This is a genomic window from Holophagaceae bacterium (assembly GCA_016720465.1).
In the GTDB taxonomy this organism is placed as follows: Bacteria; Acidobacteriota; Holophagae; order Holophagales; family Holophagaceae; genus JANXPB01.
Map to the genome: position 1 here is coordinate 864844 of JADKKO010000004.1, position 13869 is coordinate 878712.

General features: G+C 64.8%; 9 protein-coding genes. 3 read left to right on the forward strand and 6 right to left on the reverse strand.

Annotated features, from left to right (window positions below; translation table 11 throughout):
- Positions 1 to 68 precede the first annotated feature (68 nt).
- The 3 genes from lysS to IPQ13_11175 all read right to left on the reverse strand — a co-directional run bounded on the left by lysS (position 69) and on the right by IPQ13_11175 (position 3211).
- Positions 69 to 1583: a lysine--tRNA ligase gene (lysS, locus tag IPQ13_11165; protein MBL0211451.1), complete on the reverse strand. Its 1515-nt coding sequence runs from the start codon at positions 1581 to 1583 to the stop codon at positions 69 to 71.
- A 189-nt stretch (positions 1584 to 1772) separates the two neighbouring features.
- Positions 1773 to 2741: a DUF3187 family protein gene (locus tag IPQ13_11170; GenBank protein ID MBL0211452.1), complete on the reverse strand. Its 969-nt coding sequence runs from the start codon at positions 2739 to 2741 to the stop codon at positions 1773 to 1775.
- A complete protein-coding gene (locus IPQ13_11175) occupies positions 2738 to 3211 on the reverse strand; it encodes a hypothetical protein (GenBank protein MBL0211453.1) in 474 nt (157 codons plus the stop codon). Before IPQ13_11175 ends, IPQ13_11170 begins: the two co-directional genes overlap by 4 nt.
- A gap of 143 nt (positions 3212 to 3354) precedes the next feature.
- Here IPQ13_11175 and IPQ13_11180 point away from each other — a divergent pair, with 143 nt between their 5' ends.
- From IPQ13_11180 to IPQ13_11190, 3 genes are all read left to right on the forward strand, one after another.
- Positions 3355 to 4671 (forward strand): citrate (Si)-synthase, encoded by a 1317-nt coding sequence (locus tag IPQ13_11180; GenBank protein ID MBL0211454.1) that lies wholly within the window; start codon positions 3355 to 3357, stop codon positions 4669 to 4671.
- Between the two features lie 160 nt (positions 4672 to 4831).
- Positions 4832 to 6259: an outer membrane protein transport protein gene (locus tag IPQ13_11185; GenBank protein ID MBL0211455.1), complete on the forward strand. Its 1428-nt coding sequence runs from the start codon at positions 4832 to 4834 to the stop codon at positions 6257 to 6259.
- A gap of 7 nt (positions 6260 to 6266) precedes the next feature.
- Positions 6267 to 8018 carry a serine/threonine protein kinase gene (locus IPQ13_11190; protein ID MBL0211456.1) on the forward strand — a complete coding sequence of 584 codons (1752 nt, stop codon included), beginning with the start codon at positions 6267 to 6269 and terminating at the stop codon, positions 8016 to 8018.
- A 22-nt stretch (positions 8019 to 8040) separates the two neighbouring features.
- Here the strand turns inward: IPQ13_11190 and tkt are convergent, their stop codons facing one another.
- The 3 genes from tkt to argS all read right to left on the reverse strand — a co-directional run bounded on the left by tkt (position 8041) and on the right by argS (position 13652).
- Positions 8041 to 10026: a transketolase gene (gene tkt, locus IPQ13_11195; protein ID MBL0211457.1), complete on the reverse strand. Its 1986-nt coding sequence runs from the start codon at positions 10024 to 10026 to the stop codon at positions 8041 to 8043.
- 174 nt (positions 10027 to 10200) lie between these two features.
- On the reverse strand, positions 10201 to 11850 hold the full coding sequence (locus tag IPQ13_11200; protein MBL0211458.1) for a CTP synthase: 1650 nt from the start codon (positions 11848 to 11850) through the stop codon (positions 10201 to 10203).
- Positions 11847 to 13652: an arginine--tRNA ligase gene (gene argS / locus IPQ13_11205; protein MBL0211459.1), complete on the reverse strand. Its 1806-nt coding sequence runs from the start codon at positions 13650 to 13652 to the stop codon at positions 11847 to 11849. The genes IPQ13_11200 and argS overlap by 4 nt, the downstream gene beginning before the upstream one ends.
- Between the last annotated feature and the right edge of the window lie 217 nt (positions 13653 to 13869).

The following is a 13869-nucleotide window of genomic DNA, read 5'->3' on the forward strand; positions in this document are numbered from 1 at the left end:
GGGAGCCTCCAAAATCTGGAACCGCGAATGGCGCGAATGATCGCTAATTAATAAAACAAATGAAGTTTTTATTCGTGTTCATTCGCGTCATTCGCGGTTCCAAGCTGTTCAGTCTGGGGCCGCATCAATGGGAAAAGGATCACATCCCGGATGCTCGCGGCGTTGGTCATGAGCATGGCCATGCGGTCGATGCCGACGCCCAGGCCGCCGGTGGGCGGGAAGCCGTGCTCCAGGGCGTTGACGAAGTCCAGGTCCAGCATCATGGCTTCGTCGTTGCCGCTTTCGCGCTCGCCCATCTGGGACATGAACCGGCCCAACTGGTCCACGGGATCGTTCAATTCTGAATAGGCGTTCGCCAGCTCCATGCCGCCGATGAACAGCTCGAAGCGGTCCACGAACATGTCGTTGCCTGCGAGCGTCTTGGTGAGCGGGCTCAGTTCGATGGGGTAGTCGATGATGAAGGTGGGCTGGATGAGCTGTTTCTCGGCGTGGTGCTCGAAGAGTTCGCCCAGGAGGAGGCCGGGGCTTTTCTTGTCGACGTCGTCGAAATGGGCCTCCTTGGCGAGGTACACGATGTCCTCGGCGCGCTCCAGGCGCTCCCGGTCGATGGCTCCGTATTCGGCGATGGCGTCCTTGAGGCTGAGGCGGCGGAACGGCGTCGCATAGCTGATGGTGGCGTCGCCGAAGGGACGGTCCAGGCCGCCGCAAAGGGCCGCCATTTCCGCGAAGAGGTTCTCCGTGAGCACCATCACGTCGCGCAGGTCCTCGCCCGCCGCGTAGGATTCCATCATCGTGAATTCCGGATTGTGCCGGGCGCTCAGGCCTTCATTGCGGAAGTTGCGGTTGATCTCGTAGACCTTGCGGAAGCCGCCGACGATGAGGCGCTTCAGGTAGAGCTCCGGCGCGATGCGCAGGTAGAGCGGCATGTCCAGGGCGTTGTGGTGGGTGATGAAGGGCCGGGCCGTGGCGCCGCCGGGGATGGGCTGCATCATGGGGGTTTCCACTTCCAGGAAGCCCTGCTGCTCCATGTAGCGGCGGACTCCCGCGAGGATCTTCGAGCGGAGCACGAAGGTCTGGATCACCTCGGGATTGCTGACCAGGTCGAGGTAGCGCTGGCGGTAGCGGAGCTCCTTGTCCTGCAACCCGTGCCACTTCTCCGGCAGCGGGAGCAGCGCCTTGGAAAGGAATTGCACGCGCGAGGCCCGCACCGTGAGTTCGCCGGTCTTGGTGCGCATGAGCGTGCCGGTGACGCTGATGAAGTCGCCCATGTCCAGCAGGCGCACCACCTCCCAGTCGGTTTCGCTGAGGGCGTCCTTCCGCATGTAGATCTGGAGTTTCTGGCCGCCCTCGCTGATGTTCAGGAAGGCGGTCTTGCCGCTGTCGCGGTAGGCCATGATGCGGCCCATCACCGACACCGTGCGCGGCTGTTCCTCCAGGGCGGGGCCGTCGTGGTTCCCGTAGGCCTCGATGACCTCGCCGATGCCATGGCTCCGCTCCGCCTTCCGCGGCCACACGTCCAGGCCCAGGGCCTTGAGCTTCCCGAGCTTTTCGAGGCGGACCTCGCGGTATTGATTGGGGTTCATTGGATCTCCAGACCTGGATCTGCCAGTTTAGCGCGATGGAACGATGGGTCTGAGGGGGGATTCTGGGTTGAGAGTTGAGAGTTGAGAGTCGAGGAGTCGAGGAGTTAAAAAGTTAAAAAGTTAAATAAAGTTAAAAGGCCGAGGGGCTTCTTGACTTTTCGACTTTTCAACTTTTTAACATTCGACTGATTAAAACCGGTAGCCCGCGAACAGCGTGAGATCCGGAGCGAAATAGCTGCCGGCCTCCTCGCTCAGGCCGAACCGCCAGTGCGGAAGCCGCTTGTGGCTCACGGTCCAGTGCTGCTGCATGCCGTCCTTGTCCACCCGGACCAGGTCCAGGTGATAGGGGTTCTCGATGTAGCCGACGCTCAGTTCCACGCCCAGGCCGCCGAAGAAACCCTCGCCCTCGCCCTGGTACCCGCCGCCCAGCCAGGCCCGGGTGAAAGAGCGCTGCGTGAGCACCGCCTTGAAGGGGCTGTCCTTGGGGAGGCCGAAGAACACGCGCTCGGCCTGGGTGAAGGCGTGCCAGCGCCCGGAGCGCTTCCAGAGCGCGCCGCCCACGAGTCCATCCGCGCTGCCGGTGCCGGTCAGGTTCTCGCGCTTGCCCGTGGGCAATTGCACCGAGAAGCCGAAGCGTCCGCCGGCGTCCCTGGTCCCGAAGGGCCTCACCCAGGCGAGGTCAGGTTCCATGAACACTGTGCCGGGATCCTCCAGGTCCACGACCACCACGCCATCCCGCTCCATCCGGTAGTGGAACTGGTATTTCGGGGCGAGGTTGCGGCCGCCCTGGGGGATGCTGAGCGCGTCGTGATAGCTGGTGAAGGCCTGGTCCGCGATGCCGCCGGAGCGGGCCACGGCGCGCAGGCGCAGGTTGATGAACCCGCCCCAGAGCGGCGCCGCCAGATCCGCCGTGAGCTGCCACTCCTCGCCATCCAGGATCGCGTGGGTCCGGGAATCGCCGCTGACGGCGCGGTCCGGGCGGAGGAACTGAGATGTGGCTTCCAGGGATAGATGGTTCCGCCCCTCCGGCAGCGGGTCCGGAAAGATCTCCATCCAGGCCACGCGGTTGGGCCTCGGCGTCGGCGCCCCGCCTGGGTCCTGGGCGGCGAGCGTTCCGCACAGAATCGCTGCCGCCGCCAGGCGGCCCGCAGGCTTCACCGGATCTCCTGGACCAGCACGATGCCCAGGTTTTCACCTGCCAATGGTTCCGCCAACAAGGAGCGGCCTGCCACGACGAGGCGGACCGGCTCCGCCGCACGGTTTTCGGCATCCGGCGGGGCGATGGATTTCCACGCGGTTTCGGCGTCGGCGTCCCCGCCCCAGATCTTGCGGCCGCCCTCGGCGAGGCCCGCCTCCAGCCAGCCCGGCGTGGGTTCCACCACCAGGCCCGTGGCCCGGTCGGCAAAGGCCGCGATGGATTTCAGTTTCCGGAAGCCCGCGCGGTAGCGGCCCATGCTGAAGGCCGCATCCTTCTGGAAAGCCGCCAGTTCATCCTCCGCCCTGATCTTGCCGCGCCACAGGCGGTGCGCCAGGATCGCCGTGAAGAAAAGGGCCGCCAGGATCGCCAGCAAACCCGCATCGGGAGTCCGGGAAAGCGCGGGTACTTGAGCCAGTGTGATGGTGGTCACGTTTGGGTGCTCCCATGGAAGGCTTAAAGTGTAGCAAAACCGCGGGCTGGAACGCCCCATGCCGCCCCCGGGGAACAGCCGAACCTTGGCCCCCGCATGGGCCGCGCGATAGACTTACAGGCTTCAAAAAAACGGGAGGGACCATGACCAAATTGATTGAAAAACTTCGAGAGAAGATCGAAGCCCAACGACCTCATACGGCGGCCCTCGTCAAGGAGCATGGCGATGTGGTCATCGACCACGTGACCATCAGCCAGGTCGTGGGCGGCGCGCGCGACGTGAAATGCCTGGTGTCGGACATCTCCTACCTGGATCCTCTGGAAGGGATCCGGCTGCGCGGCAAGAACATTCCGGAGACTTTCGCGGCTCTGCCCAAGGCGCCGGGCGACGAATATCCGTCGGTGGAATCCTTCTGGTATTTCCTGCTGACCGGCGAGGCTCCGGACGCCGAGGCCGTCGCGGAAATCAAGGCGGACTTCAAGTACCGCGCCAAGGTCCCGGCCTATGTCTTCGACGTGCTGCGGGCCCTGCCCAAGGACACGCATCCCATGGTGATGCTCTCCACGGCCGTGCTTTCCATGCAGCGCGAGAGCAAGTTCACGCACTTCTACCACCATGGCTTCAAGAAGGACCGCGCCTGGGAGTACATGTACGAAGACGCCACGGACATCATCGCCAAGCTGCCTGAAATCGCGGCCTTCATCTACCGCCACAAGTACAAGGGCGGCGACATCATCGGCCCCGACACCAAGCTGGATTTCGGCGGGAATTTCGCGCACATGATGGGCTTCCCCAAGCCCTACGACGACGTGGCGCGCATGTACTTCATCATCCACTCGGACCACGAAGTCGGAAACGTCAGCGCCCACACCACGCACCTGGTGGGCAGCGCCTTGAGCGACGCCTACTACGCATTCTCCGCCGGGCTCAACGGCCTGGCGGGACCGCTCCACGGCCTGGCCAACCAGGAGGTCCTGGAATGGGTCCTGAAGTTCCAGGAAAAGCTCCATGGCGCCGAACCCACGGAGGAAAACGTCCGCGTGGCGCTTTGGGACACGCTCAACGAAGGCCATGTCATTCCGGGCTACGGGCACGCGGTGCTGCGCCGCACGGATCCGCGCTACGAGGCCCAGCTGCAGTTCGCGCAGAAGCACATGCCGGACGATGCGGTGTTCAAGCTGGTGCAGATGATCTACATCGTGGCGCCGAAGGTCCTCACCGAGCAGGGCAAGACCAAGAACCCATGGCCGAACGTGGACGCTGCCAGCGGCATGATCCAGTACCACTACGGCCTGCGCGAGTATGACTTCTACACCGTGCTCTTCGGCGTGGGCCGCGCCCTCGGCGTGCTGGCGAACCTGACCTGGGACCGGGCCCTCGGCTACGCCCTGGAACGCCCGAAGTCGGTCACCACCGCGATGCTCGAGAAGTGGGCCGTGGATGCGACCGTAAAGGCATAGCGCCAACGAAGCAGTTCCGGGACCGGGCCATGGCGGGAAAAGCCTTCCGCCATGGCCCGGACTTTCTCAGGCCGGATAGCGGGCGGCCAATGTTTTTTTCACACAAGAACTTGATCCATTCCCGGTCTGGCGGATACTCGGGTGAAACCTCGAGGTCCCCATGTCCAAGATCTTCCGGCCCGGATGGGCCCTGCCCTTCCTGTTGGCGGCCTCGACCGCTGCCGCCCAGTCCGTCACCTCGCCCTTCGCGATCATCGCGGAACAGTCCCGGACCGCCATCTCCATCCAGGGAACCGGGGCCCGGGCCGTGGGGCTGGGGGGAGCTTTCATCGCCCTGGCGGACGATGCCAGCGCGGTGTCCTTCAATCCCGCGGGCCTGGCCCAGCTGCTCTCTCCGGAATTCAGCCTGGTGGCGGAATCCCTTCAACGGGAGCAGAGCTTTTCCCGCTTCAAGTCCGGGGAGCAGGATTTCGACGATTCCTCCTTGAAAGACTCGGCTTTCCACCCGCTTTTCTTTTCGGCGACCATGCCCTTCAAGCGAAGCGGGCGGAACGTGGCGGTGACCTTTTCCTTCCAGCGCCTGGTGGATTTCGACTTCAACTCGGACCGCAACCTGACCTTCCGCAGCGCGGTTCCGGGCAGCACGGTGCGGCGCCTCACGAATAGCGTGGATCAGAAGGGCTCCATCGACGTCTACAGCCTCGCGGTGGGCGCCGAACTGACGCCCAGGCTCCTGGCGGGGGCCTCCATCAACCTGCTGCGGGGGCAATGGTCCTTCGACAGCCGCCAATCCCTTGGGGATTCCGAGTCGGTCTTCGACATCATCCAGGACAATAAATTCCGTGGCGTGAACCTGAACGCCGGCCTGTTGTGGCGCTCGAAGCATGTGAACCTGGGCCTCACCTACCGGTCGGGGTTCCGCGCCGAATACATCTTCAGCGGCCGGTACACGGCCCTGGACGACCAGGGCGGAACCCTGGTCCAGCCAGCCCAGGATGGCCTGCTGGACCTGAACTGGCCCGAGACCATCGGCTTCGGCCTGGCGTACAAACCCTCGGACCGCCTGACGTTCACTTACGACTCCGTGAAGACCCGCTGGTCTGGCGCGACCTTCCGGGGCAGTTTCACCACCCACCACCCCACGGATGGAGATGTGAAGGATTTGTCCCTGGACGGAGCCAATTTCTTCGATTTCCTGACGACCTCCCGGACCGCGGACACCACGGATCGCAGGGGCGGCCTGGAATGGATCGCCTTCCTGGGCGATTCGGTGGTCATCCCCGTGCGCATCGGCCTTTTCCAGGAGCCCCAGCCTTCGGTGGACCGCGGGACCGGCCAGCAGCGGGTGCTGAAGGGGCTCACCTTCGGATTCGGACTGAAGTACCGGTCCGTGACCCTGGACCTCGCCTTCAAGGATGCCAAAGCGGAGAATGACGCCTCCAAGGTGGTGCTCCTCGGCGGCGGCACGCCGATCCTTGCCTCGGGGCACGAAGTCCTGCGCGAGCGGCGCCTGTACCTGACCGCCATCTTCCAACTCAGCTCCGCGCGGGCCCAGAAGGCCGTGCAACGGTTCTTCGTGGGAAACTGAACCGATCATGCCCTTGCGAACCCACAGACTCCGCAGCCTCGCCCTGACCCTCTGCCTTCCGGCCCTGGCCCAGGACGGAGGAACCTTCCACGAGGCCTATGCGGATGGCGCGGCGGCCCTGGCCCGTGGGGACTCTGGCGCAGCCGTGCGCCTCTTCCAGCGGGCAATCGCGCTGGAACCGAGGCCCGGGAACAAGGTGAAAACCTACGGCTTGAATTTCATCACCTACCATCCTTACCTGCGCCTGGCCGAAAGCGCCCTGGCTGCCGGGAACCTCGAGCTTGCGGCGAAGGCCCTGGCAGACTCCTCCCGCTTCGGCGTGGAACCCGGCGCGGCGCGGGCCGCCCTGCAGCATCGCCTGGACCAGCTCCGGGCCGCGGCAAAACCGCCGGAACCCCGGCTGGACGCGAAACCGGAACCCAAGCCCGACACCACCAAATCCGGACCGCTAAAAATTGTGGAAGCGCAGAAGCCCGAGCCGCTCCATCCGCCTTCCCTCCGCGAGGCTGGCACCGAGGCGGCGCGGGTGGCCAAGGCGGAACCCAGGAAGGACCTGGAGTCGAAGAAGGCCGCCACCAGCCCCCCGGAGCCGGGCGGGCTGAAACCTGCGGCCGTGACCCCGCCGCCTCCTGCGACTGCGCAGCCCTCCGTGTCCCAGGGCGTTTCCACGCCGGCGGAGGCCGCACCCGCTCCTGCGCCTGGACCGATCCGGACCCCATTCCCCTGGTCCATCGCCCTTGGCCTCGCGGGCCTGGGAGCCTTGGGCCTGGGGGCGGCCGCCTGGAGCCGGCGCAGACCCAAGCCCGGAGCCCGCGCCAACCAGGTGACCAAAGGCAGCAATCCCTACCGTGTGGACCTGGAAGCCAATACTTCAGGCCAGGACGATGCCACGCTCCGCAGCAATCGTCCCGTCGGGACGCCCGAGCCCACGAACCGGCACGTGGGACCCTACGTGATCCTCAAGACCCTCGGCCGCGGCGGCTGCGCGACCACCTTTCTCGCGGTGCACGAGCGGGACGGCACGGAAGTGGCCGTCAAGATCCCCCACCCTCACATCATTCTCGACCATGATTTCCTCGCGCGGTTCCGCCGCGAAGCCGAACTGGGCACGGTGCTGGAGCATCCCCGCATCGTGCGCATCCTCGATCCGGGGCCCAAGGACGGAGACCCCTGGATCGCCATGAGCCTGGTGCGCGGGACCACGCTGGAAGGCTATCTGGCGCAGCACAAGGGACCGATGCCCATCGCCGAGACCGCGCATATCGCCGCGGACGTGGCAGAGGCCATCGCGTTCGCCCATAGCAAGGGCGTGGTCCACCGGGACCTCAAACCCGCCAACATCATGCTTGGCGAAAATGGCGCCATCGTCATGGATTTCGGCATCGCGCGCTTGACGGATTCCTCCATGACGGCCACGGCGGTCTTCATCGGCACGCCCAACTACGCCGCGCCCGAGGCCATCGTGAATCCGCGGGTGGGCCCGCCGGCGGACCGCTACGCCCTCGGGATCATCCTGTTCGAACTCCTGACGGGCTCGGTGCCCTTCACGGGCGAGACGGGCTTCCAGGTGCTGGACCTCCATCGCTCCGCGCCCCTGCCGGACATCCGGGCGTTGCGGCCCGAGGCCCCGCCCAGCCTACTGAGGCTCGTGGAGCGGCTCTGCGCCAAAAGGCCCGAAGACCGCCCGGAAGATGGCGAAGTGCTCCACATCCTCACGGAGCTGAAAGCGCGGTTCCCTCTGGAAACGGGGCCGGGCTGAGCTGCCGGAGAATGACCCAGCCCTATAGGATCCGCTTAGCGGCCTCCACCACATGCTCGGCGGTGATTCCGAATTTCTCGAAAAGCGTCTCCGCCGGGGCCGAGGCGCCGAAGCGGTCCAGGCCGATGCAGGCGCCGCCATCGCCGGTGAAGCGGTGCCAGCCGAAGGTGACCCCGGCCTCGATGGAGACGCGCGCCTTGATGGCCGGGGGGATCACAGCATCGCGGTAGGCGGTGTCCTGGGCGTTGAAGACCTCCCAGCAGGGCAGGCTCACCACGCGGGCCGGAATGCCGGTGGATTCAAGGATGGCGCGGGCTTCGAGGGCCACAGGAACTTCGGAACCCGTGGCCAGCAGGAGCACTTTCGGCGTCGCGCTGGCCTCTTCCAGGATGTAGCCGCCCTTTGAAGCTCCGGCGGTTTTCGCCGCATCCAGCACGGGGAGGTTCTGGCGGGTGAGGGCGAAGGCGCTGGGGCCGTCGGTGCGCCGCATGGCGTGCTTCCATGCTTCGGCCGTTTCATTGGCGTCGGCGGGACGCCACATGTGGAGGCCCGGGATCATGCGCAGGCTCATGGTCTGTTCGATGGGCTGATGGGTGGGGCCGTCCTCGCCCACGCCGATGCTGTCGTGGGTCCAGACGTAGGCCACGGGCTGCTTCATCAGGGCGGCCAGGCGCACGGAGGGACGCATGTAGTCGCTGAAGATCAGGAAAGTCGCACCGAAGGGCCTCAAGCCCCCGTGCAGGCTCAGGCCGTTCAAGGCCGCGCCCATGGCGTGTTCGCGCACCCCGAAATGGAGGTTTCGTCCCGCGACTTTCCGGGAGTAGCTGGCGGCGCCCTTGATGACCGTCTTGTTGGAAGAGCCCAGATCCGCGGATCCGCCCAGGAAGTTTGGAACCCCCTGCGCCAGGGCGTTGATGATCTTGCCCGAGGCATCCCGGGTGGCCATTTTTTCACCCGCCGTGAAGACCGGCAGCTGGGCCTCCCAGCCGCTGTCCAACTCCCCCTTCATCCAGCGTTCGTAGTCGTCGGCCAATTTCGGGTGGGCCTCGCGGTAGGCCTTGAAGCGGGCATTCCACTCGAACTCGAACAGCGCGCCCCGTTCCAGGCACACTTCCCATCTTTCGCGGGCCTCGTCCGGGACCACGAAGGAGGCGCCGGGATCAAAGCCCATGATCGTTTTCGTGGCGGCGATTTCGTCTTTGCCGAGCGGCGCGCCGTGGGCGTCGTGGTGGTTCTGCTTGTTGGGGGCGGGGTAGCCGATGATGGTGCGCGTGATGATGAGGGTGGGCTTGCCGCAGGGTTCGTGGGTGGCTTCGTGGAGCGTGGATTCCAGGCCGTTGAGGTCCTCGCCGGTGAGCACGTTCAACACGCGCCAGCCGTAGGCCTCGAAACGCTTGCCCACATCCTCGGAGAAAGCCAGATCCGTATCGCCCTCGATGGTGATGTGGTTGTCGTCGTAGAGGCAGACGAGCTTTTCGAGCCCCAGGTGTCCGGCGAGGCTGGCCGCTTCCTGGCCCACCCCTTCCATCACGTCGCCGTCGCTCACGATGGCGTAGGTGCGGTGGTTCACCACCTCGTGGCCCGGCCGGTTGAAGTGGTCCGCCAGCCAGCGCTCCGCCATGGCCATGCCCAGCGCGTTGCCGATGCCTTGGCCCAGGGGGCCGGTGGTGGTCTCCACGCCGACCGTGTGGCCGAATTCCGGGTGGCCGGGCGTCTTCGAATCCCATTGCCGGAAATTCTTCAATTCATCCAGGGACAGATCGTAGCCCGTGAGGTGCAGCAGACCGTAGAGCAGCATCGACGCATGGCCGCAGGACAGCACGAAACGGTCGCGGTCGAGCCAGGCGGGATTCTTGGGGTTGTGCCGCAGGAACTTGGTCCACAGCACGTAGCCCATGGGCGCGAGTGCCATCGGCGTGCCCGGATGCCCCGAATTGGCGGCCTGCACCGCGTCCATGGCGAGGCCCCGGAGGGTGTTGATGGCGAGTCTGTCGGCGGTGGCGGGCATGGAGGCGTCCTCAGATTAGAAAAGGAAATGGGATCCACAGATTTCACAGATTCCACAGATTAATAACAAATTGGGTCACATCCGAATTTGAGCCGGGGGCGGTTTTCCGCTTGCTGAAGGTTTTTTAAAATCTGTGGAATCTGTGGAATCTGTGGAATCTGCGGATAAAAAGCATCATTTTCTGTGGATCATGCTGGCCTTCACGAAGGCCGTGAACAGCGGATGCGGCGCCAGGGGCTTGCTCTTGAATTCGGGATGGAACTGGCAGGCCAGGAAGTAGGGATGATCGGGGATTTCAACGATCTCCACGAAGGTCCCATCCGGGCTCAGGCCCGTGAAGGCCATGCCTTTGTCTTCGAGCGGCTTGCGGAATTCGGCCTGGTTGAATTCATAGCGGTGGCGGTGGCGCTCGCTGATCTCCGCAGCGCCATAGGCGCGCTCCGCGAAGCTGCCCGGCTCCAGGTTGCAGGCGTAGGCGCCCAGCCGCATGGTGCCGCCCAGTTCCTCCACATCGATCAACTCGCGGAGCTTGAAGATGATCTTGTGCCGCGGCTTGTCGTCGAACTCGGTGCTGTCGGCGCCTTCCAGGCCCACGACGTCGCGCGCGAACTCGATGGAAGCCATCTGCATCCCGAGGCAGATCCCGAAGAAGGGGACTTTCCGCTCCCGGGCGTAGCGGATGGCCTCGATCATGCCGCGGGTGCCGCGGATGCCGAAGCCGCCGGGCACGAGCACGCCGTTGCAGTCCTTGAGGACCGAATCGGGATCCCCGGCCTCCAGCTCCTCGGCCTCCACCCACTGCAGATCCACCTGGGTCTCCAGTCCGTAGCCCGCGTGGTGGAGGGCTTCCGTCAGGCTCTTGTAGCTCTCCTTGAATTCCACGTACTTGCCCACCACCGCGATGCGCACGCTGCCCTTCGGATTGCGGATGCGGTGCAGCAGGTTGTTCCAGGCGGCCAGGTCCGGCGCCTCGTCCGGCAGGCCGAGCAGATACGCGACCTTGGCATCGAGGCCTTCCTCGTGGAGGTTCAAGGGCACTTCGTAGATGCTGGTGGCGTCCTTCCCGCTGAACACCGCGTCCGGCGTCACGGAGCAGAAGAGGGCGATCTTGTCCTTCAGCTCCCGGGGAATCTCCTGCTCCGCGCGGCAGAGCAGCACGTCTGGCTGGATGCCAAGCGCCCGCAGCTCCTTCACGCTGTGCTGGGTGGGTTTCGACTTCAATTCGCCCGCGGCCCTGATGAAAGGCACGTAGGTCAGGTGCATGTTGATGGCGTTGGCCTTCATGTTGGCGTCGAGGCCCGCCTCGAGCTTCCATTGGCGGATGGCTTCCAGGAAGGGCTGGCTCTCGATGTCGCCCACGGTGCCGCCGATCTCCACCAGCACCACATCCACGTCCTTGGCGACCTTCCTCATGGTGGCCTTGATCTCGTCCGTGATGTGCGGGATCACCTGCACGGTCTTGCCCAGGTAGTCGCCGCGGCGCTCCTTCTGGATCACGGTGTTGTAGATCCGGCCGGTGGTGATGGTGTGGTTCCGCGTGGCGGGGACCGATGTGAAGCGTTCGTAGTGGCCCAGATCCAGATCGGTCTCCGCGCCGTCATCGGTGACGAAGACTTCGCCATGCTGGAAGGGCGACATGGTGCCCGGGTCCACGTTCAGGTAGGGATCCATCTTCATGAGCGTGACTTTCAGGCCCCTTGCCTCCAGCAGCGCTCCGAGGGAAGCCGCGGCGATGCCCTTGCCCAGGGACGACAGCACGCCGCCCGTGACAAAAATGAATTTCGCCGGAACCGGCCCGAGGTCCTTGGTTGTGAATGCGTTCACATTTCCTCCGGAGCTTCGATGCCGATCAGGAACAGTCCCTGGCGCAGCGCCCTCGCGGTGGCCACACACAGTGCCAGCCTCGCCTCGCGGACCTCGGGCGCATTGTCAGCGGCGAGGATGGGGCAGTTGGTGTAGAAGCCGGAGAAGGACCGGGCGATGGCGAGCAATTGCCGTGCGATGGACGTGGCCATGAGCTGTTCGCGGGCCACCCGGATGGCGGAGGGCAGGCCCGCCAGTTCGAAGAGCAGGTTCTGGGCTTCGGGCGTTTCCAGGCCCTGCAGACCGCTTGGAACCTCGCAAGGTGGGAACGGGACCATCGCGGTTTCGCGGCTGTCGTGGGGACCCGGCGAAGCCAAGGCGGACCAGCCGCCTCCCGCCTTCCGCAGCACCGACATGATGCGGGCGTGGGCGTACTGGACGTAGGGCCCGGTGTCGCCGTCCAGCGCGATCACGCGGTTCCATTCGAAGGTGACGGGCTTGATGCGGTCGTTCATGGCATCGAAAAAGATCACCGCGCCCATGCCCAGCATTTCAGCCACGGCGGCCTTGCCGGGCAGGTCCGGATTCTTTTCATCGATGATGGCGGCCACGCGCTCAGCGGCTTCGTTCAGGACGTCCTCCAGGAAGATGACGTTGCCCTTCCGCGTGCTCATCTTGCCTTCGGGCAGCCGGACCAGGCCGAAGGGCGTGTGGGTGAGGCGGCCCTTGAACCACGGATCCAGTTTTTCCATGCAGGCGAAGATCTGCTTCATGTGCAGGATCTGCTCGCCGCCGATGACGTAGATGCAGCGGTCGAAGGCGTAGGCCTCTTTGCGGTAGGTGACCTGCGCGAGGTCGCGGGACGCATAGATGCTCGCGCCATCGCCTTTCTGGACGACCATGGGGGTTTCGATGCCCACGTCCGAAAGGTCCACGATCTTCGCGCCACCCTCGCCTTCTTTCAGCAGGCCCCGGTCCGTGAGCCGCTGCAGCACAGCGCCCAGCATGGGTTCGTAGAAGGCTTCGCCCTGTTCCAGCGTGTCGAAGCCCACGCCCAGGCGGTCGTAGATGCGCTGGAATTCGGCCAGGGAGATGTCCCGGAACCACTTCCACAACCGGCGGGCTTCCTGGCTCCCTTCTTCCAGTTCGCGGAACCATCGCCGCGCCTCATCCCGCATCTCTGGATTTTCTTTTTCTTCATCGTGGAACCGCACGTAGAGCTGGAACAGCCGGAACAAAGGCGTGCGGCGCTTCTCGGGAATTTCGGCCGCCCAGCCGAAGTCCTGCGTAAGGTCTGGATTATCCTTTTCCGCCCAGGCCTTGTAGGCCGCCAGCAGCGTTCCGAACTGCGTGCCCCAGTCCCCCAGGTGGTTGAGCCTCACCACGTCATAGCCCAGGAAGCGGTGCACCTGGGCCAATCCATGGCCGATCATGGTGGACCGCAGGTGGCCGATGGTGAACAGCTTGGCGATGTTCGGGGAGCTGTACTCCACGATGATCTTCTGGCCATTCTTCTCGCCGGCGCCGTAGGGCGTGCCGCTGAGCAGGCCGCCGAGGACTTCCTTGGCCCTGGCCTGGGGGTGGAGCGACAGGTTCAGGTAGGGCCCGGCGGCGACCAGCCTGGCGCCCTCGATGCCGAGGTCGATCTGGCCCGCCAACTCCGCAGCGATCTGGTTCGGGCTCTTGCCGGAGGCCTTCGCGGCGCGGAAGCACGGAAAGGCGATATCGCCCAGCTCCCCGCTCTTCGGGCGTTCGAGGGCGATGTCCTGGCCGGGCAAGCGCTCCGCCAGGGCATGCTCAAAGACTTTCCGGATTCGATCCATTGCCGCCCACCCTCAATTCCTGAGTCTGGAGCCTATGGGCCTCCTCCAGTTTCTCGAAGCGGGGGCATCTTGGGAAGGGGATTTTCGGCCATGAGCCTGGAGTCATGAGCTTTGAGCTTTTTTATGCGCGACTTTGGCGCGATCCGCTTTTCGCTCGCGGTTCATGGCTTTTTTCCCTTGATCCAAACCCCCTCTGCGATAAGATAGTCATTCGCGC